Origin of the sequence: Leptolyngbya sp. FACHB-8 (assembly GCF_014695575.1) — a bacterium.
Classification (GTDB): domain Bacteria; phylum Cyanobacteriota; class Cyanobacteriia; order Elainellales; family Elainellaceae; genus Vacuolonema.
Map to the genome: position 1 here is coordinate 22845 of NZ_JACJOO010000056.1, position 20645 is coordinate 43489.

Annotated in this window: 11 protein-coding genes; 6 read left to right on the plus strand and 5 right to left on the minus strand. The window is 51.5% G+C overall.

Annotated features, from left to right (window positions below; all coding sequences use genetic code 11):
- Nucleotides 1-207: 207 nt before the first annotated feature.
- Together H6F91_RS13725 and H6F91_RS13730 are read left to right on the plus strand one after the other, a co-directional pair.
- A complete protein-coding gene (locus tag H6F91_RS13725; RefSeq protein ID WP_190772075.1) occupies nucleotides 208-1137 on the plus strand; it encodes a retropepsin-like aspartic protease in 930 nt (309 codons plus the stop codon).
- A gap of 171 nt (nucleotides 1138-1308) precedes the next feature.
- Complete coding sequence (locus H6F91_RS13730; protein ID WP_190772074.1) at nucleotides 1309-1506, plus strand: hypothetical protein; 198 nt, start codon at nucleotides 1309-1311, stop codon at nucleotides 1504-1506.
- Nucleotides 1507-1696: 190 nt separating this feature from the next.
- Here H6F91_RS13730 and H6F91_RS13735 read toward each other — a convergent pair whose 3' ends face one another.
- Nucleotides 1697-2386, minus strand: a complete 690-nt coding sequence (locus H6F91_RS13735; protein WP_190789386.1) for an SAM-dependent methyltransferase — start codon at nucleotides 2384-2386, stop codon at nucleotides 1697-1699.
- Nucleotides 2387-2695: 309 nt separating this feature from the next.
- Here H6F91_RS13735 and H6F91_RS28300 point away from each other — a divergent pair, with 309 nt between their 5' ends.
- Nucleotides 2696-2827 carry a hypothetical protein gene (locus tag H6F91_RS28300; protein ID WP_277874390.1) on the plus strand — a complete coding sequence of 44 codons (132 nt, stop codon included), beginning with the start codon at nucleotides 2696-2698 and terminating at the stop codon, nucleotides 2825-2827.
- A gap of 478 nt (nucleotides 2828-3305) precedes the next feature.
- Here H6F91_RS28300 and H6F91_RS13740 read toward each other — a convergent pair whose 3' ends face one another.
- Nucleotides 3306-3698 carry a nuclear transport factor 2 family protein gene (locus H6F91_RS13740; RefSeq protein WP_190770065.1) on the minus strand — a complete coding sequence of 131 codons (393 nt, stop codon included), beginning with the start codon at nucleotides 3696-3698 and terminating at the stop codon, nucleotides 3306-3308.
- Between the two features lie 322 nt (nucleotides 3699-4020).
- On the opposite strand from H6F91_RS13740, the gene H6F91_RS13745 reads away from it, so the two are divergent.
- On the plus strand, nucleotides 4021-6579 hold the full coding sequence (locus H6F91_RS13745) for an HAD-IC family P-type ATPase (RefSeq protein WP_190770066.1): 2559 nt from the start codon (nucleotides 4021-4023) through the stop codon (nucleotides 6577-6579).
- Between the two features lie 195 nt (nucleotides 6580-6774).
- On the opposite strand, the gene H6F91_RS13750 is transcribed toward H6F91_RS13745, so the two are convergent.
- Together H6F91_RS13750 and H6F91_RS13755 are read right to left on the minus strand one after the other, a co-directional pair.
- Nucleotides 6775-7860 (minus strand): hybrid sensor histidine kinase/response regulator, encoded by a 1086-nt coding sequence (locus H6F91_RS13750; RefSeq protein ID WP_190770067.1) that lies wholly within the window; start codon nucleotides 7858-7860, stop codon nucleotides 6775-6777.
- Nucleotides 7857-13604 (minus strand): PAS domain S-box protein, encoded by a 5748-nt coding sequence (locus H6F91_RS13755; RefSeq protein ID WP_190770068.1) that lies wholly within the window; start codon nucleotides 13602-13604, stop codon nucleotides 7857-7859. The genes H6F91_RS13750 and H6F91_RS13755 overlap by 4 nt, the downstream gene beginning before the upstream one ends.
- 647 nt (nucleotides 13605-14251) lie before the next feature.
- Between H6F91_RS13755 and H6F91_RS13760 the strand changes: the two genes are divergently transcribed.
- Complete coding sequence (locus H6F91_RS13760) at nucleotides 14252-15151, plus strand: alpha/beta hydrolase (RefSeq protein WP_190770069.1); 900 nt, start codon at nucleotides 14252-14254, stop codon at nucleotides 15149-15151.
- Nucleotides 15152-15356: 205 nt separating this feature from the next.
- Here H6F91_RS13760 and H6F91_RS13765 read toward each other — a convergent pair whose 3' ends face one another.
- Nucleotides 15357-17561: an alkaline phosphatase PhoX gene (locus H6F91_RS13765; protein ID WP_190770070.1), complete on the minus strand. Its 2205-nt coding sequence runs from the start codon at nucleotides 17559-17561 to the stop codon at nucleotides 15357-15359.
- A 1100-nt stretch (nucleotides 17562-18661) separates the two neighbouring features.
- Here H6F91_RS13765 and H6F91_RS13770 point away from each other — a divergent pair.
- Nucleotides 18662-20365 (plus strand): AarF/ABC1/UbiB kinase family protein, encoded by a 1704-nt coding sequence (locus tag H6F91_RS13770; RefSeq protein WP_347280035.1) that lies wholly within the window; start codon nucleotides 18662-18664, stop codon nucleotides 20363-20365.
- Nucleotides 20366-20645 lie beyond the last annotated feature (280 nt).

Below are 20645 nucleotides of genomic sequence, written 5' to 3' on the forward strand. Positions count from 1 at the left end.
GAATGGCAAAAGATAGGCGGCGGCAGGCAAAAGAAGCGCCAAAAAAGGGAAAACTGTACTCAGGTCTCTGCGCGCTGCTCCTCTATCCTGTGCCCTTCTGCTCATGTTCCCGCTCGTGTTCAACGCCTCTATTTATTACGATAGAGAGAATGGTGCAATTCCCTGTTTGCTGTTTCGCTTTCATTCCCTTTATTCCCCAGCGTTTTCATGGATAGCAATGAGGATTTGCGTAAGGCACTTTTGCAGCGAGCTCAACAGGGTGATGCTCAGGCGATCGCCAGCCTGATGAACCAGTCCCTCCAAAAACGAGAGGTGACGGCGAAGGTTACGCGGATGGGCGATCGCCTTAAGATCCTGCTTGAAAGTGAGCAGGTCCCGGAAGCTGAGGCCCTAACCCAGTATTTGCAAACCAGCCTTACTAAATTGAGAGCGGTAGGTATCCGCTCTGTTCAGGTGATGGGTCGCCAGCGAGAGTCCGCTAAAATGGCCTGGAATCGTAGCTTTGAGCTGGAGGGGGCTGCTCCGTCTCCAACACCCACCGCAACACCGGGTGTCAGTTCGGCTGGGGTAATGTCAAGGGCAACCGCTTCCCATACGGTACCGATGCGCACGGTCGCAGCGAGGTCTCAGCCATCAGGTCAAATTCCCCAGTTTTTGTTAGGGGCGATCGTGGCCGTTATCCTCATTTTGATGGGAGCAAATATCCGCTCTATGGTCAGCCTGGTTACGGGTACCCCGAATTTTGTCGCCTCTTCCACCGGGTCGGATGGTCGTTATGAAGCGCCCATTGTCGATAGTCTCTACGGTATTCCTGTAATTAATGTCAACTTCAATGGTCAGACTTTCCCCATGATGGTTGATACCGGAGCCAGCGGTACTCTTGTGACTCAACCCATGGCGGCTGCCCTCCGAATCCGTCCTGTGGGCCAGGTAGAGTCTTCCACTGCCAATGGTACGGCTGTTTTCGATGTAGGCTATGTGCGTTCTATCGAAGTTGATGGGGCTACTGTCTACAATGTCCCTGTTGCCGTTGGCATGTCAGATCTAGAGATTGGGCTACTGGGTCATGATTTCTTTCAATACTTCGATGTAACTATTCGGCAGAATGTGGTGGAGTTTCACCCAAGAGCGAAGTAATATCGTGTCGTGCTAGGTGCTATTGCTGGTGCATCTTTGTTGAATGATGTGTTTCACAGCATACCCAACAAAGATGTACCAGCAAGACCAGACTTGTGTAGGGTCTGAATAGGTAACCCCTGATCCTTTGTCTTAAGCTGCCCTTACGTTTGCCCTCTGTCTGCTTTTTCTATGGAACTCCTTCTCCTTCTCGCGGCCCTGGTGATTGCTTTCCTGGTGTTTACCTGGTTGGTGAGAGTTGTCAAGGCGACACTTTCCCTGGTGGTTGCGATCGCCCTCTTAATCATCCTTCTCCGGGTCTTTGGTGTCAGCCCTGGTGAAATTTGGGAAACGCTCACCAACCTGTGGAGCAGAATCTTTGGCTCCTAATTTGAAGGAGCAGAAACGCTTGTGAAACCATCAGGCTGGGCAACTCGAGCAAGAACCTTCACGAATCTCCGAGCGCATCCGAGGCATAGGCGTAACTAGAATAGGTTGTCCTGCATGAATCATGGCGCACCGAAGCAGCGCAACGATTCATGCCCTCAAAACCCGATTCATGCAGGAGGTCCAATGAACACTACCCGGGATGCTTGGTAATTTTCAGCATTTCGTTGCCACCTCGTTGTAATTCATAGGCTACCTTTTGAACTTCACAGGAGTAGCCTTGTGTTTCTAGCTGCTCTATTACGAGCTTAAGATAGGGCGATGGTTCTCCCATTAACGTGAGGAGCGGAAAAATCCTCACGTCCTGGCAGACTCTTAGCATTTCGCAAACAGCATCTCGATGGAACGTTTCATCGAAATGATCGGAGTACAAAAACAGAAAGTGGGAACACAAGCCCAGTTCAAACTGGCTATCTTGATAATTTAACTGGGGCAGTTCGCCGACCGCGTAGCGGCCTTGCTGCTTCCCCTGTTCGTAGTCCTTGCAAAACAGCTCTGTAGTGGATTCTCGGCGTTGTCTTAATGCATCGGGAGAAGCATGGTAAGACCAGACCCAATCTTCTGGGGTTTGCTCAACTTGTCCAATAATATGATCGACAACTTCGTAAAACCGTTTCCTGATTTGTTCTGCCGTAAAGATATAGAGCGGATCAATAGATTGAATTTTGCATCCTAATGAAGTACCTTCCGCATTGAAACTTGCTGGTCCATCCGCAACACTGAGAATTGTTTTTTGTAGATCGATCGGAGTGAGATTAAACATTTTAATGTACTCATCCATCGATCTTCCAAAGGGAACAACCTGTTCTAGGTGCATGACCATCAACGTTACTCCTCAATATACTGTCCTATCTGATACCATGACTACTTCTTGTGGAGACAGTATTTGCGGGTGAGATGCCTCCATAGTGGGCATTTTATAAAAAAGATCTGAACCCATCTGGCATGACTATAGCAGTACCTATTGGCTTATATTATGTCGAGTTAAATGCCTATGATAAGAAGTGGCTCACCTGAGGATTACTGGGGGCGATCGCCAGGCTATGAAAATCCGTGCCCTCCATCGATACTAATTTCCAGGTTTGCCCTTTATCTTCGCTGATCCGGAAGCCCAGGTTTCTGCCTGTCGGGGGTGCCCGCTGGAGTAGAAGCGATCGCCCTCCGTTGGGTGTACCATAAGGCCCATCAGGTCATCGCGTCCTTCACCAACCCAGACCGACTGGCCCGTAAGCGAGCGGCACATTATCTCAGGATTTATGTTTAATGATGTCTGTTTATTCATCCATGAGGTTGTCTTTTAGATCTTCTTTGTTCTCTTTGAATGAAAAGGAATAGGTTTTATACCATGCCGGGTTAAATGCCGATGATAAAAGGTGGTGCGGCGCAATGCGCCGCACCACCTTTTATCATCGGCATTTAACCTTATTGTTATTAAATGTCATTGAAATATGCATTCTTGTGTTCCTATTAAATTTAGAATCATCTAGATCTGGAAGTTATTCTCTTGGAATTAATTGCAATTCATACATATTCCTAACGTTTCAATTTTAGGGTGGATACTTCTTCTGAAATCTTGAGTTTTGATGGTGCTTCGTGTCTTCAAAGCCGAAGGTTTCAGAAGAAACTGTTGGACGAATACAGTGGAGCACCTTTTATGAATTGATATTTTTTCGTGCGTTCTGCACACGAAAAACCATCCCTGAAAACAGATCCTAGGGATTTTGACATCATGGCTGCTACCATTATCGCTGGAACACGACGTTTAAGTATTCACGGTAAGAGCATACTTGGCCGTTCTTAATGTCGAAAGCGATCGCCGCCTGGTTCTCGTAAGGCTTGCCTAACATTAAGCCCTGGGAACGCACCTCAAATACAACAGTAGTGGCATTGCTGGTAATTTGTTGTACCGTCAAGGTCAAGCCTTCTGGGAAAACTTGAGAAACCATTTCGAAAAAAGCTTTGGCTTTATCCGCACCCACATTCAGCCCCTGAAATGGGCCAGCGGGAAACCAAAATGTAAAATCTTCACTCAGGCGGTTTAAAAAGGCTGACCATTCCCCTTGGGCTAACCCCTGACAAAAATCTTGAAAGGCATCCTGTGCAATTTGTAGGGTTTCTGCACTCGCTTCAGTCATTGTTATCGTTCCACCTATTCCCGTTAAGAAACACATACAAATTAAAACCCGAAATTCTGTTCAAAAGCCTGGCTCTGCTGTACTTCTTAAACCATTAGTTCGGACAGTTTTTCTGAAACCCTTGATTTCGCGTGCGCGAAGCGCACGCGAAATCAAGGGTTTCAGAAAAACTGCCCAGAGTATTGTTAAACAAAATTTGGGGTTTCAAGAAGTTTGTGCTTCTACAGGCTTTCTCAGACCCAACGAAAATGGGCAACGCTGTAAAGGGTGGGCGATCGCTATAGAATGCTGGAAACGCTTTGGCCGACTATACCGTACTGTAATGACCTCATCTGCATTCACTGCATCCACCGATCTTCGAGGCCTTTCTGAGCAGGAGGTAGCCACACGCCGCGCTGCCGGGCAGGGGAATGAACTACCCCTGCAAACGAGCCGCACCTATTCCAACATCTTGAAGGACAACCTGTTGACCTTCATCAACATGGTGTTGTTTGGAATTAGCGTGATCCTCATTTTATTGGGGCGAGCTGACGATGTCGGCGTGATTGCTTTTGTAATTTCGGCCAATGCGATCGCCAATATTGTTCAAGAAATCCGCGCTAAGCGCAAGCTGGATGCCCTCGCGCTGGTGAACCGCCCTAAAGTAACGGTGGTGCGGGATGGGACGGAGCAAACGGTGGATCCCAACGACCTGGTACTGGGAGATGTGCTGGTCGTCACACCTGGTACTCAGATCGTGGTGGATGGCACCGTTATCGGTGGCGGTGAAATCAATATGGATGAGTCTCTGTTGACTGGAGAATCCGATCTGATCGCCAAGCACCTGGGAGACGAGCTTTACTCAGGAAGCTTCTGCGTGAGTGGCTCCGCTCACTACCAGGCTGACAAGGTAGGCCTTGATAGCTATGCCAACCAGCTCACCGCTGGAGCCAAAAGTTTTCGCCGCGTCCTTACCCCTTTACAGCAGGAAATTAACCTGATTGTACGGGTGCTGCTGATCACCGCCATCTTTCTCTGGCTATTGGCTGGGATCTCGATGATGATGGGTTTGACGCCCTTCGCCCAGAGCGTGGAGAATGCTGCCGTTATTGCAGGCCTGGTGCCCAGTGGCCTGTTTTTGATGATTACCCTGGCCTATGCTATGGGATCCCTGCGCATGGCTGATCGTAATGCCTTAGTGCAGCAGGCCAATGCGGTAGAATCCCTCAGCCATATCAATATGATCTGTTTAGATAAAACCGGAACCTTGACGGCAAATCGGATTCAGTTACTCTCGGTGTTGCCTATTGGGATTTCTGAGGCTGAGTTGCGATCGCAACTGGGTCAGTACGCTGCCAGCGCCTCCTTTAGCAACGCGACGAATGAGGCGATCGCCCGTGCCTGCCCAGGCGAAAAACGCCCTGTGGATCAAGAGATTCCGTTTGCCTCCGCCTACAAATGGAGCGCCCAAACTTTCAAAAGCTTCTCAGATTCAGGTGTTTGTGTCCTGGGTGCCCCTGATATCCTCAAGACGGTCGTGCCCCTGGATGCAACAATAGAGCAAGCGATTCAGGATGGTGCTGCCCAGGGGCTACGGGTCCTGCTGTTTGCTAAAACCCACACTCTCATCTCTCTGCAAACCGCCCAGGTCGGCCTGCCGGCGCTACCATCCGATTTACGGCCCCTAGGACTCTTGTTTTTTGGGGATGAGTTGCGGCCCCGCGTCCATGAAACTTTAAGCCGCTTCCGTGAGGGAGGCATTCAGGTGAAAGTCATTTCAGGAGACAACCCCGCCACGGTCGCTGCCTTGGCGACGCAGGCCGGGCTTGGCACAGATCTCCCATCCATCTCTGGACCTGAATTAGCAGAGATGGACGAGGCCCAATTCACCCAGGCGGCGATGGAGTCCACCATTTTTGGCCGCATTACTCCCGACCAAAAAGCCCAGCTTGTGAAGGCATTTCAGGGTGAGGGGCAGTATGTTGCCATGATGGGGGATGGGGTCAACGATGTGCCCTCCCTGAAGCAGGCTAATCTGGGAATCGCTATGGAAAGCGGTAGCCAGATTACGCGGGGAGTCGCGGATATGGTGCTCCTGAACGATTCTTTTGAAGCCCTTCCCGATGCCTTTCTCGAAGGACAACGCATTCGCAATAGCATTCAGGACGTGACCAAAATCTCTCTTGTGCGAGTATCTGCGTTTGTCATTTTGATGCTGACCCTGGTTATGCCGGGGCTGATTTTTCCCCTGACCATCAAGCACAATGCCGTTCTGACCCTGCTAACGGAAGGTATTCCTACCCTGGGGGTAACGCTGTGGGCAAAACCCGGTAAAGAGTCGCATCGAGGGTTGGTGCGATCGCTCGCCACCTTTGTGCTGCCTGCTATGGCATTTCTGTCCCTGTTTAGTCTTCTGGTGTATATCGGCTACACGGTCAATCAAATTACGCCACTGCTGCGATTGCTCGATGGCAACACCCCTCTGCGCAACTTGGGCCAGGTCATTACCCAGGAACGCGTGATTGAAGCGCTGTTTGCGGCCCGCAGTGCTCTGGTCGCCTTTCTGGTGTTTTGCGGGCTGCTGCTGATTCTGCTGTTGAAGCCCCCTACGCGCTTTTGGGTGGGTGGTGCACCACTCAGTGGTGATTTGCGCTACCCCTTTATGGCGCTGGCGATGTTGATCATGTTTGGGGTGTTACTGGTGGTACCCGGTTTGCGATCTGCCTTTGATTTGACCGTGCTACAGCCTATCAACTATTTGACGTTATCGCTGCTGGCTTTCGTCTGGGCATTGCTTGTTCGCATGGCCTGGCGCAACTGCTGGCTAGAGCGCTTCCTCCAGATGAATCTGTCAGGTTCGCCAACCCCTCCGCGTCCCTTCTCCATGCGACGCCCGAATTAACTTGCATCGCTCCAGGGCTCACACATCTGAATGCTTTTCATACAGCGCTTTTCAATCGCTTAAAATCCGGTTGTTTTTGTGAGAGCCGCTCTGAGTTCGGCTCTCACAAAAACAACCGTGGCTGATTCAAGCGCAAAGCGCTGTAAGTGATGCAGGGGTGGTATGGCGCGTTTCACGCGCCATACCACCCCTGCATCATGCTGCTAATGCTGCCAGGGTAATTTCAAAAATGGCACCTTTAGGCTCATTATTGCGGACGCTAATTTTGCCTCCGTGGGCTTCTACTACCATTTTGCAGAAGGCCAGGCCCAAGCCAATTTGCGATACATCTGGCATCAGTGTGCCTACTTCATACTTCTCGAAAATCTTTTGCTGCAAGCCCTCAGGTACCCCCGGGCCAGCGTCGATGACTTGAATTTGACAATGCCCTGAAGATGGATAGTCTACCTTCACCATAATTTCGCCCTGGCGGGGAGAGAACTTGATGGCGTTGGAGATGAGATTATCCAAGGCCCGGTGCATAATGGCCGGATCCGCATACACCGTTTGTTGCGGCACGTTCGGCAGATGGCTGACAAGAGATTGTTTTTTCTGGGCTGCGATCGCCTCAAAATTTGAGACCGCTGACTGCACCAGCGCCACCATATCCACCTCTGTGCAGTTCAGGCAAATTTTTCCCGACTCCAGCAGCGCAATCTTGAGCAGGTCATCAATCAACCCCTGTAATGCTTGAGCTGAACCATGAATCTGTGAGAGCTTCGCTTGCTGCTTTTCGGGGGGATACCCGGCAGTTCTGAGAACATCCAGCCCAAAAAGAATACTGCTGAGCGGATTTCGCAAGTCGTGAACCACCATGTTGACCATGTCTTCCCGCAACTTCAAGAGGGTTTGCAGGTCGTCATACTGGTGTTTAATGCGTAGCATCGATTGAACCCGAGCCCGTAGTTCAATCGAGTTTACGGGCTTGCTGATAAAATCGTCTGCACCGGCCGCCAAACACCGCGCCAGGTCTGCCTTCGAGTTCAACGCCGTAACCATAATGATGGGGATGGCCTGCCATTTGGGTTTCGACTTAATGTGCTGGCACAGCTCAATGCCATTGATTCTAGGCATCATGACATCCAGCAAGATCAAGTCCGGGAGACAGGCATGGAGAGCGGCGATCGCCTCCTCTCCACCGGCTGCATAGTGTAATTCGTAATCCTGCTTGCTCAGGAGGGCCTCGATGACCATAAAGTTATCTGCTTCGTCATCGACCACTAAAATATAAGGCTGCTTCATAGGTCATCTCCATGAGGCACTAAAAGGTCAGCGATCGCCTCTACCAGTTGCTTTAGCTTGATGGGCTTGGTGATGTAGTCATTGGCCCCGGCCGCGAGATAGCGATCGCGATCGCCCTCCATTGCGAAAGCCGTCATTGTAATGATCGGCACACTGCTCAAACGAGGGGTCTGGCGAATTGCCGCTATGGCTTCCAGTCCGTCTAGCCCTGCCATTTGAATGTCCATCAGAATCAAATCGGGAGACTGGGCCTGAGCGAGGGCGATCGCCTCCTGACCACGTTTAGCCAGCAGAATCCGATAGCCCTTCGCTTGTAGATAACTTGAGATGGTACCAATATTGGCCTCATTATCTTCTGCTAATAGAATGAGTGGGCCTGCGTCTGGGACAAAGGTGGCTGCCATGGATTTCCGGCTTGTTGCGCTTTCGGACCCAGAAGCTGCCGATGGTACACAAGGCAGATCAATCGTGAAACAACTGCCCGCTCCGACCTCGCTGGTCAGGCGTACCTGCCCGCCATGGAGTTCAACAATCCGCTTGACCAGCGCCAACCCCAGCCCAGTTCCCTCGTACTTGCGGTTGAGTGCACTATCAATTTGTATGAACGGTCTAAAGAGCTTACCGATATTTTCTGGAGAAATTCCAATTCCGGTGTCAGTGACAGCTAACCGCAAAAATCTCTGAGATTGATCGCCCAAGGTTTTCCCCTCTTGCAGGCTCACCTCCAACGTAATCTGCCCTCCCTCAGGGGTAAATTTAACGGCATTGTTGAGCAAGTTGATCAAAACCTGCCGAATGCGGCGCTCATCAACCCATAGGTAAGGGAGGTCGGAGGGCAGATTGAGAAGCAAATCAATCTTCTTCTTTTCTGCCTGTTGCTTGAAGAATGCCATGCTGGCATTGCACAAAGGTGTGACGGCTGTTGGAATGCAGTCCAGCTCCATTTGCCCGGATTCAATTTTGGCAATATCTAAAATGTCGTTGATCAGCTCCAGCAGATGGTGACCACTGCGTTCGATGGTTTGAATTGCCCTGAGCTGTTGGGAATTGATTTCACCGAAAACGGCTTCAACCAATCCCTCGGTCATCCCTAAGATGGCGTTGAGTGGGGTGCGTAACTCATGGCTCATGGTGGCGAGAAATTCATCTTTTAAGCGCGTCGCTTGGGCCAGTTCCTCGTTAGTCCGTTGCAGTTCTGCCTCTGCTTGTTTGCGAGCCGTGATGTCTTGAAACATGCCCACAATGCCGACCACCTCGCCGGCCCAGTTTCGCAGTGGGGCTTTATGAGTTTCAAGCCACCGCTGTTCCCCATTGGGAAGGGTCAAGGTTTCTTCAATACCCAGTTTGGGCTCTTCCTCCTCCATGACCCAACGATCAGCTGCCTGGTAGGCTTCTGCTTCGAGCGGGGTTGGTGAAAAATCAAAATCTGTTTTGCCAATAATTTCGTCTGGAGACTGCAAGCCCAATGTTTTAGCGAGCTGTTGATTACAGCCTAAAAAGACAGACTGCTGATTCTTCCAAAGCAGGGGGAGCGGAACAGTATTGACGACTGTCTGAATGAACTGTTGAGACTCTTGCAATGCCTTCTCCGCTTGTTTGCGCGCGGTGATGTCTTGAATCAACGCCAGCACGTAGAGCTGTCCCTCGCTGCTGGAGAGGAGTGAGGTTGAAATGGCAATGGTGCGTCGCTGCCCGTCTTGCCGCTGAATGTCCCATTCCTCCGCGATCAGGAAGTCGTTTTCGTGCATGCGGGTCATGCGAGTCCTCGCCTGCTCTTGGGTTTCCATATCGGGGAACAGGATGTGCCATCCCAGGGTATTGATTTCCTCCTGGGTGTAGCCTGTGATCTGGAACATTTGCTGGTTCCAGACGGTAAAACGAAGATAGGGCAACTCCTCAAGAGCGTGGCAAACGCACAGCCCTTCTGCCATGTTTTCAACAATTTGCTGGCGGAAGGCGTTTTCCTGTTGAATGGTGACTTCGGCCAGTTTGCGATCGGTAATGTCGAAGCGAACGGCGAGGTATTGAAACGGCTGACCTTGGGCATCTAAAAATGGAACCAGAGTACTTTCCACCCAGTACAGGCTGCCATCCTTGGCACGATTGCAAATCTCGCCCTTCCAAATCTCGCCCTGGGCAATCGTACTCCATAGATCTCGGAAAAATTCTGGAGGATGGTAGCCCGAGTTGACCAGACTGTGGGTCTGGCCAATCAATTCCTCCTCGGAGTAGCCGGAGATGGCAGAGAAGCGATCGTTGACATAGGTAATCACTCCCTGGGCATCTGTGATGGCAACGATCGCCGCTTCATCCAGGGCCAATTTGAAATCAGATAACTCCTGAATCAACCGCTGCCGTTCCACTTCGGCTTGTTTGCGATCGCTAATGTTAATGTGGCAACCAATCATCCGGAGTGGGTTACCCTCAGCATCCCATTCAATGACTTGGCCCGAACAAATTACCCATACGGTTGAGCCATCCTTATGGCGGTAACGCACCTCGTTGTAATAGGGAATAACGCCTCGGCTTTGAACATGGTGCTTAAAACACTCCCGGGTTCCTGGCAAATCCTCGGGAAAAATTAGGGTCTCCCATATCCCAGGTAGGTTGGGTAGTTCCTCATCGGTATAGCCAAACATTCGCTTGAACCCGGGGCTGAGGTATTCTTGCTGGTTCACCAGATCAGAATCCCAATAGCCTGCTAGGACCACATCAAGAATTTGTTCAAGCAAATGGAGCTCTACGCGTGCCTTTTCGGCTTGCAATCGCTCTGCTTCTGCGCGTTTGCGATCGGTTATATCGCGAATAATAATCAGCACTTCCCGCTCATTGAGCGGGGCAACTCGAACTTCCTCGTGAATGGATTCACTACCCGTGTTGAATATCTGCTCGTAAACCTGTAAAGACCCGGTTTCAATAGCACGGTTAGCGTAGTAAAGCCGCTGCTCTGCTAGCTCCTGGGACAATACGTTGAAAATTTCAGGTTCTGTCGCTGACCAGTCCGGCTGTCTAACCCGCACCCCGCTGCCTCCTAGCATGCGGCTGTAACGCCCCTCGCAGTCCATCTGAATGAGGAGATCAGGGATGCTCTCAACAATAGTGCGATTGGTTTGTTCACTCTGCTGAAGGGCGGCTTCTGTGCGTTTGCGTTCGGTAATATCCCGAATCATAAATAGAGCTTCATCGTCGCCGCTTTTAATGACCCGCACCTCCTCGTGCTGGAGGTAATCGCCCAGTTGAATTTGCTGCTCATAAATTTGCAACTCACCGGTTTGTACAGCCTGATTCAAATAGTGCCACTGGCGTTCGGCCATCTCCGGAGGCAACAAATTCAGCATCGATTGGCCAATAGGGTTGACCCCCTTCTGAATAACATCCAATTGTTGGTATTGGGTCATGTATGCTCGATAGACGCCATCTATCCCCAACCGCATCATCAAGTCAGGAATTGCCTTTAAAATGGCGCTGCTCTGGGCTTCGCTTTGCTTCAAGGCCAGCTCGGCTTGTTTGCGATCGCTAATATCTCTAACCAACGCCAATACTTCGTTGTCGTTGTAAGGAACAATACGGACTTCTTCAACCTGGGTTCTCCCGTCAATGGAAAGGTCCTGTTCATATATCTGAACCGTCTTGGTTTTTAAGCCCCGCTGAACAGCCTCCATCCGTTTCTGGGCTGCTTCAGGTGGCAAGGTTTCAAAGACATGGGTGCCGACCATCTTGGGTAGATTACCCACAATATCGAAGTTAGGGGTGGCTACAAACTCCAGGTAAACTCCCGCCCCATTGATCCGCATAATCAAATCAGGCAATGCGTCGATCAACGCTCGGTGATGGGCCTCACTCTCCTGTAGAGCCTTTTCCCAACGCTTGCGTTCGGTGATATCGCGAATAATTTTTGAAATTCCTGTAATTCGACCTGCTTCATTTTTTAATGGTGAAACGGTAATGGAAACTTCCACCGGGTTCCCATCTTTGTGAATACGAACCGTTTCAAAATGCTCAATTCGCTCGCCCCGTTGGAGTCGTTCGCTGATGGATGGCTCCTCGTCTTGAGGCTTCAGCGGAAACAGCATAGAAATGGGTTGTCCCACGGCTTCCGCTCTGGTATACCCAAACAGACGTTCAGCTCCAGCGTTCCAGCTGGTAATTATGCCATCTAACGTCTTGGTGATAATGGCATCATCAGAAGATTCCACCACGGCTGCTAGCAAGCGCGCTGTCTCTTCATTTTGTTTGCGATCGCTAATATCCGTCAGGCTGCCCACGTACCCGGTGATATGCCCTGAGGTATCCTGTTCGGCTTCCATCTGCACCAGTACCCAACGCACGGTTCCATCAGGGTGCAGAAAGCGATACTCCATCAAGAATGAGCGGCTTTCCTGAAAGGCGCGAGCCGCTTCGGTGACTACCTTCTCGCGATCGTCTGGATGAATTCCTCGATGCCAGGAGAAATCGAGGGAACAGCCGGGAAGGAGGCCCGTAATCTCGCAGCAGCGTTGGTTGACATAGATGCAATTCCCTTCCGCATCGGTACGAAAAATACCCACCGGAACGCTGGCAGCCAGGGTCGCATAGCGCTGTTCGCTTTCTTGCAGGGAAAGGAGGGTCTTTTGTCTCTCCAGGGCAAGCTGCTCTAGGGCTGCTTCTGCCCGCCGCCGCTCCTCCAGTTCCTGGTTGACCCGCTGGTAAGCAGCGTGTAATTCTTGGGTGCGCTCCTCTACTTTTTGTTCCAGAGATGCGTTCAAGGTTTGCAGGGAGCGATCCAGTTCTGTTTGGTGGAGGGCGATCGCCAACTGCACAGATAGTTGTTGTAGAAAGCTGACATCACTTTCGTCCCAGCATCGTGGAGATGTGCACTGATGAACGATTAGCAACCCCCATAAGGGTTGATTAACTTTGGGTGGTCGCAGGATTGGCATCACCACAGCAGCCCGCACTTGCGCCTCTTGCAGCCGTTGAACATGCTCTCCCGATAGGTGGGTCAGATCAATATCTGCAACTGCGAAGAGACTGCCCTCCTGACAGGCTGCACTCAGGTCATCGGGAAAGGATAAATCAATGCGGGGCGTATCCAGGCATGAGGCCCAGGGAGTGGCAATCGCTTCTGCAACAATCTCCCCCTTGCCATCTGGGCTGAGCTCGTAAATGAGGATGCGATCGCTTTTCAAAAACTCGCGGGTGTCGTGGGCGATCGCGCTCAAAATCTCGGTGATGTCGTGATGTTGCCGAGTGCGGGAGGCGATATCAGCCAGCAATGCCTCCTGCCGTTGCGAGCGCAGCAGTTGCCGCATCAAAGTTGTATGCTCGCGTACCTGATTGATGCAGGTGTAGAGGGAAACGGATGTAATATCCCCTTTTACCAAATAATCAGCGGCTCCCAGCTTCATCGCTCTGACTGCCGTCCGCTCGTCGCCATGCCCCGTTAAGACAATAACGGGCGATCGCCGCTCTGATGGCTCCGCCCCAACCATCTCGAGAAACTGTAATCCATCCCCATCAGGCAACCGCACATCCAGTAACACTATGTCGGGATGGTGCGATCGCCATAGATCAAGCCCTACAGCCAGGGTGCCTGCTTGCAGAAAGTGGTAGGGAACGTCACTGGCAGCTTTTAGATACTGGATGTATGTCGCACGGGCGACCGCAGAATCATCCACCACAAGAATTGTAAACGGGGTCGCTGGCAAAGCCTGAAAAGCATTGACACTACCCTGAAAACTGTAACAAGGGCGTACGTTGGACATGATTGCGGGAGGAGAAGGTTAGCCAACCAGGAATCAGGGATGAGTTAGCCACTTATGTTTAATATGCCCACTGGCCTCATGAGATCACAAAGAGAGCAATACACTCTAGGAAACGGATGCATGGATGGCATCAGGGGTGGGTTTTAGCATGCCTTATCGTTGTTTTCCTCGTTGACGTAGCCCTGTCGTGTTAGTTAGGAAATCAAGAGCAGTGTTCCACGCGCTCCTGATTTCTCAACTAACACGGCACTGGCAATCAATCGGTAAACATCATTCAACTCAACTTCATAATGCTGTGCGAAGCTTCGCACAGCATTATGAAGTTGAGTTGAATTGAGTTAATTAGCCTCTGCTGGCAGTATTTTGTAAGGCTCTGCTGCGTTACAGAGGTGTGTTGTAGAACCTCCCATAAGGTTAATTTTTCTATGCATTTCGCATACGAAAAAATATCCTTTCAAACAGATCCTAACCCCTGGGGGGCATCGCTATACTTGCGTCATATAACCCTTTCTGATCCGGTGAGGTACGAGAGATAGATGTGAGATGCCATCCCATATCTATCTCTCGTACCTCACCAAATTGATTAGAGATGCTGTATAAGCTTGCCAAGGTTCGCACGACCTGTTGATTCATGACACCCATAATTCATGCCTTTTAGGGAGCCAAACGTAATTTTGTTTTTGCAGCATGGTTGGGCCGATGACAACCGGGCCATGCTGAAATTAGGAGAACAACTCGCTATCCCCGGTACAGAAGTGGTGGCGTCCAGCCTCAACTACGTACAAACCTGGTTGCGGATTGACCCGCTCATTCAGGAAGTGGAAGCGATCGCCCAAACCACCATGGCCCGTCATCCTGGTATTCCTTTGCGGATTGTGGGGCACTCCATGGGCGGGCTGATATGGCTGGAAGTTTTGAACCGCAATCCCTCCTGGCGCGCCAATGTGCATTCTCTCGTGCTGGTGGGGTCGCCGGTGGGTGGTGCTGATTTAGGCCGTATCCTCGATCCATTACAAGTCGGGGTTGGTATTGCAGGCGATTTGGGCAAGAACCGGAAGGCGCTTGCTGCCCACATTGCTGCCATAGTGCCCACCCTGATTATTGCTGGCGACCTGGACGGAGGTAGCGATGGAGTCGTTCCTGTGGAATGTACCCGCTTTCCACATGCCCAGTTTGTGCGGCTCCCAGGGATTTCCCATCCCGCTCTCCGCAGCCACTCCAGTGTGGCTGCGACTATCCGCGAGTTCTGGGTCGGGCTCCAGGTGGGAGAGGCGGTCGTGTTAGATGACGTGATTCATCGGTTACATGCGGTCCCCGGCATGACCGATGGCCATATGCGGGATTTTGCGAAAAGCAAGGTTCTCTTCCATCTGAAGAATGGGGGGACGTTGCGCACCTGGACAAACGTATTTGGGGTGGCTCACGTCTTTGTTGCCGATGCCGAAGGGACATGCCGATACGCTGGGTTTGTAGGCTGGTTACATAATTCGGATTTGCAACGGGCGATCGCTAATATTCACCAGGATGAACATCTGAGTATTCAGTAACTTGAGTGCGAGTTAAGGGATTTTCACGTAGAGCAGAGACACAAATCCAATATGAGGATGCGCCTCACTGACAAAGACATGAATTGTTGTGTAGCAAAGCCACACAGCAATTCACGCAGAGAGTCTCTTTTTGAGTTTTGAGAAGCTTAGAGAAGCCAGGGACGACCCCCCAGCTTGAATTTGTCAATGATCGAACTCTAGATTATCAGACCAGGGCTTGCCCATTTGTACGCCTGATTGCAATTAGGGCAGGTTTAGGTGGATTATTGGGGCCTTTTCCGGGCCAATTCGACCCGACAGGCACCTCCCGCTCCTGCGCAAACTCTTCGCCTGCAGTGGTCTTCATGGCAAATTTACGAGTTGCGGTCGCCATATCCTGACGTCGACCATTAATTTCTCCCGGGTGTTGCACCGAGATGAACAGAGTGCGCTGATCGCGGCTAAAGAACGGCCCCGTCATTTCGCAATCCATAGGGCCAAAGCCGAACAGGTAGGCCTCGCCAGCGTTGGGGCCAGATGTGGGAATGTACCACACTGAGTTGTTGCCATAAAGGCCACGCAGATTGGATTGACTGATGGCCTTGCCTTCAGCATCCACACGGCTGGTGATCTCCTTGTTGTGGCGATCGCTCGACATATCCGTTACCATCCACAGGTTACCTTTGCTGTCGAACTCCAGGTTGTCGGGGTTGGCAAAACCTGCGCCTCCCTCGGCGGGTTCGCCCCCCAGGGCCATACTTTCCCACCGAAACGTCATGGAGGCGGGGTCAGCTTCTACCAGCTTGACAATCCAGCCATACTCCCATTCAGATTCGCCATTGGGCGCCTGGAATACCAGTTTGTTGGGGCTGCCGTCGCTGCCGCTGGGAGCACCCGAGGTGAAAGCAATATATAGAGTGCCATCAGGAGCCAGTTCGGTGTCTTCGGGCCGGGCTGTGCAGGTAGCCCCGGCGGCATTGGCGGCGAAGTGTGCGTCAATCAGGATGGCACCCTGCACCTCTTCAGGGGCACCTGTGTAGAGAGCACCTAGCGTAGGAAATTGGGATTTGTAGGTGGCGATCGCTCCATCATCCTCGACCTTCATCGTGCCGCCATCGGGACGATTAGGCAGGGTGATCATGCCACCGACATGGATGCTGGGCAGTTCGGGGTTAACAGGAGTATCTGCCTTTAAGGGAATCCAGCTGCCTGTGCCATCTGGGTTAAATTTGGCAGCGTAAAGCATGCCACTTTCCATCAGACGCGAGTTGGCCTTGCTGGTGGGGTCGCTGACGGTGCCTGTGCTAACGAACTTGTAGACATGGCCACCACGGCGATCGCACCCCCCATACACCGCCAGTTGCTTACCCGCTTCTGCCCGAATGCCAAACCCTTCATGGCGATAGCGCCCCAACCAGGAGTGCTTGGTGCCAAAGTCACGAGGGTTTGCCGGGTCAATCTCCACAGCCCAGCCATATTTGTTCCCTGCCAGGCCAAAGACATTACCCAGGCCGTCAATACCTTCTTTGCCAACCAAAAAGGCCTTCTTGGCGGGATCGAAGGAGGTCCCATCAGCATGGATTTGTTCCGGTACAAAGTCCTGGAAGTTCTCTTCTGCGCTCAGCACCGTTCCCCAGGGTGTCGTACCACCAGAGCAGTTGTTGAGTGTGCCCACAATCCGATCGCCCAGGCTATCGATATAACCGATACCGCTGGTCTTCCGAAATACCGCTGCTGCTGGCCCGGTCGCTTTCAAATAACGACTATCTTCCAGCCCAGACATACCGGTTATCCGGCGATCGGCATTGGAATTTGTGCGCACCCAACGACCCTCTGCATTCCGCTGCACAGAGATGACCGAGAGCCCAATATCAATCAACGCCTCTTTGCAATACTCGGCAATTTTCCCCTTCAAGGGATCGCTGTCAGCCAAACCAAAGGCGTTGATGCCATCCTCCCCCGCTGCCTCTGAGACCGCAACCATATCAGCAATAGGGATGGATTTGCCAACGACCTCTTCGTAGGTCTCGTTCCAGGGGGTAGCGCTGATGTACTCGTGGTTGTTGATCAGGTACCCTTCACCGGGAGCCGTCTCCAGAAAAGAGATGTAATCGCTGTTGTAGCCAAACCGTGAATCTCCAACGGGGTCACCCCAGGCTGCAACAATGTCATAGGTAAAGCCGTCCGGCAGTACGACATCATCCTGTACTGCAAACTTGCTATATTCCACGGCTTGTCGGAACGGTGCAACCCCATCGGTTGCTACAGGCATTGCCCCTTTGATCGGGGTAAACGGAAGCTCCGCAGAGATTGACTCAGCTGCAGCAGGAGCACCTCGCAAAAAAGCCCCATTTTGAACCAGGGGTTGTAGTGCAACGGAACCGGCACTGGCACCCAGGAACGCCAGGAAATGTCTACGTTTGAGGGTCATAAAATCTGGATGTGTTCTCAACTCAATGAATGCAGCTATTAGTCGGGGCTTTGGTGTAACAAACCATCATTTCAGGGAAACCCTGAAAAGGCCCCTTACCTGTCACGCGGGGGTATTCTGCTGTTCAAGCCGCAAGCCTTATCGAGTTCATCTTCTGAGGGCCACCAGAACGAGCAGGCATACCCACCCAGATCCAGACTCTACAGATGTAGGGTTAAGGGACGGTCGCTGCTGCATTAATGGCAAGTAATGGGGTGTTTAAGGTTTTGCAAAAGTTCGCCTCTCTGGCCCAATTCTCTAGACGTCCTGCGCGAATTGTTAAGCGGCGGGTGCATCCCACTTTTGCGGGTGAGGCGAAGCCTGCCTCACCCGCAAAAGTTGGGATGCACCCTTGAGCGGCTTCGTCATGCAACGATCTGTGCAGCACCTCTTTCATGGCAACCGCCCGAAAGCTTTCGCTAAGTCAACCCAGTCTGTGCGAAAAGATAGGTAATTTAGGGCACCTTACTGAAGGTAGCTTCGTGGGTGAATAAAGACGTGCCTGCCAAGTAGGCAGGGTTTCCCTTGAAGACGCTAGCAATAGCCGTTAAGTGGTCTCTTAAATAGAGATAGCTAAAGGCCAATATCTTAAGAACTGCCCAAATGGAGGAATCTAAAGGTGATGAGGTAAATCTATGGTAGGAACATGTCTGGTTGAGGTACATGTTCGAGAGCCTAACGCGGAACTCCACACGCGAGTATAAGCGCAAGTTTGCGAGGCCAGGGAGACGTGATCGTAAGGATTAGAGTTCTTAAGCTTCAGCTGGCTCAACCCCCAAAAAGGATAAATTTTGGGGCCGAGCTAATCCGTATTTCTATGGTTACAATAGTTAACTTTTGCGAAAGCTTTGGTTTAGTTAAGTGTAGTTTCTTATACGATGGTTAATAGATGCCATCAGCTGCCTGAGTAAGTCAGCTGTATCTCAAGCCCGCTCAAGCCTGCTCTGGTTGCGATCGTATTAAGAGACTGCGATAACTCGCTCTCTTCGTCCGGCAGGTAACAGCAGGTTTGACGTCTGTGAACACAGTTCAGGTTCATGGTTTGAGAGGATATTTCCAGCGTGAGTCTTTTCCCTCTAAGTCGGCTCAAGCGCTACGATTCCGAAGCGATCGCCCGCTATTACAGCCGCCGCCCTTGGCTCAGCCTGTGGCGTATGTTCCTGATCCTTTGGTATTTGGGGGGCTTTGTCGTTTCCCTCAAGTTGGATGACTGGTTCGGTCAAACTGAAGCAAATCGACCTCGCCGCACTGCGCAATTGCGCCAGTCGATCACCCGGTTAGGCCCCACCTTCATTAAGGTTGGGCAGGCACTTTCCACCCGCCCTGACCTGATTCGCAAAGACTATCTGGAGGAACTGGTCAAGTTGCAAGACCAGTTGCCGCCCTTTCCCAATGCGATCGCCTTCAACATCATCGAAACAGAGCTGGAGCGGCCCATCGCTGAAATTTACAGCGAAATCTCACCGCATCCAGTAGCGGCCGCCAGTTTAGGCCAGGTATACCGGGCCAAGCTGTTTTCTGGGGAAGAGGTTGCTGTCAAAGTGCAACGTCCCAATCTGTTACCAACGTTGACGCTAGACCTGTTCCTCATCCGCTGGATGGCCAGTTGGCTGTCGCCCTGGCTGCCCCTCAATCTGGGCCATGACCTGACCCTGATTGTGGATGAATTTGGTATCAAGCTCTTCGAGGAGATTGACTACGGCAACGAAGGTCGCAACGCCGAACTATTCGCTCGCAACTTTGCTAACGACCCCCAGGTTAAAGTCCCCTGTATTTACTGGGACTACAGCGCTACCCATGTGCTGACCCTGGAGTGGATTGATGGCTTCAAGCTCAATGATTTTGAGAAAATTCGGGCTGCTGGCCTCGACCCCGATCGGTTGATCGAAATTGGCGTTACATCTGGTTTGCGGCAATTGCTAGAGTTTGGCTTCTTTCACGCTGACCCTCACCCCGGCAACCTGTTCGCCATGCCGGATGGCCGCATGGCTTATATTGACTTCGGGATGATGGACCAATTGGGCCAGGATTCTAAGGAAACCTTGGTGGATGCTGTTGTCCATCTCATTAACAAGGACTACTCTGACCTTGCTGCTGATTTTGTCAAGTTGGGCTTTTTGACCCCCGACATTGACATTACTCCTATCATTCCTGCCCTGGAGCGAGTATTGGGAGATGCGATCGGCAGGAATGTAGGTGCCTTCAACTTCAAGACGATCACGGATCAGTTCTCGGAGTTGATGTATGATTATCCCTTCCGAGTGCCCGCCAAATTTGCCTTAATTATCCGCTCCCTTGTCACGCAGGAAGGGTTAGCACTTTCCCTCAATCCGTCCTTCAAGATTTTGGAGGTGGCTTATCCCTACGTGGCTCGCCGTCTGCTGACTGGGGAAACGCCTGAGCTACGCCGTCGTCTGTTTGAACTGTTGTTCAAAGATGGCAAGTTCCAATGGCATCGCCTGGAAAACTTAATTTCCATTGCTCGTACGGACTCCAGCTTTGATCTCATTCCTACGGCTCAGCTGGGGCTGCAATACTTGCTTTCTGAGGAGGGTTTGTATCTGCGTCGTCAGTTGTTGCTAGCGTTGATTGAGGACGATCGCCTGCACACTGATGAAGTGCAGCGGCTGTGGGAATTGGTGAAGGATGACCTACAACCCTCACGTCTGGTGAGTGCTGCTTTGGGAGCCTTGACAGGGCTTTCGGGCGATCGCCCCTCCGGCCTTTTCCCTGCCATGGCCTCTTTCCTTTCCCTTCAGAAATAGCTGGTTTATCAGCGAATTATCGCTCAACCATCTCAGACACCCGGTGTTTCTAAAAACACCGGGTGTCTTGCTTATTCCTTTATGGCTAGTACGCTGAGGCGTCAATGTATCACCTATTTTGGTGTGGGGTGCTTCGCACCCCACACCAAAATAGGTGACGAACTTAGGCCGTGGCCTACTAGTACGCTGAGGCGGAAATCCATCACCTATGTTTTTGTGTGGAGTGCGAAGCACCCCACACAAAAACATAGGTTGCAAACTTAGGCCGTGGCCTACTAGT

Excerpts from the sequence above, each read along its gene's own strand:
- H6F91_RS13725 (WP_190772075.1), top strand. The coding sequence starts at position 208 with ATGGATAGCAATGAGGATTTGCGTAAGGCACTTTTGCAGCGAGCTCAA.
- H6F91_RS13750 (WP_190770067.1), bottom strand. The coding sequence starts at position 7,860 with ATGAAGCAGCCTTATATTTTAGTGGTCGATGACGAAGCAGATAACTTT.
- H6F91_RS13755 (WP_190770068.1), bottom strand. The coding sequence starts at position 13,604 with ATGTCCAACGTACGCCCTTGTTACAGTTTTCAGGGTAGTGTCAATGCT.
- H6F91_RS13730 (WP_190772074.1), top strand. The coding sequence starts at position 1,309 with ATGGAACTCCTTCTCCTTCTCGCGGCCCTGGTGATTGCTTTCCTGGTG.
- H6F91_RS13735 (WP_190789386.1), bottom strand. The coding sequence starts at position 2,386 with ATGGTCATGCACCTAGAACAGGTTGTTCCCTTTGGAAGATCGATGGAT.
- H6F91_RS13760 (WP_190770069.1), top strand. The coding sequence starts at position 14,252 with ATGCCTTTTAGGGAGCCAAACGTAATTTTGTTTTTGCAGCATGGTTGG.
- H6F91_RS13765 (WP_190770070.1), bottom strand. The coding sequence starts at position 17,561 with ATGACCCTCAAACGTAGACATTTCCTGGCGTTCCTGGGTGCCAGTGCC.
- H6F91_RS13740 (WP_190770065.1), bottom strand. The coding sequence starts at position 3,698 with ATGACTGAAGCGAGTGCAGAAACCCTACAAATTGCACAGGATGCCTTT.
- H6F91_RS13745 (WP_190770066.1), top strand. The coding sequence starts at position 4,021 with ATGACCTCATCTGCATTCACTGCATCCACCGATCTTCGAGGCCTTTCT.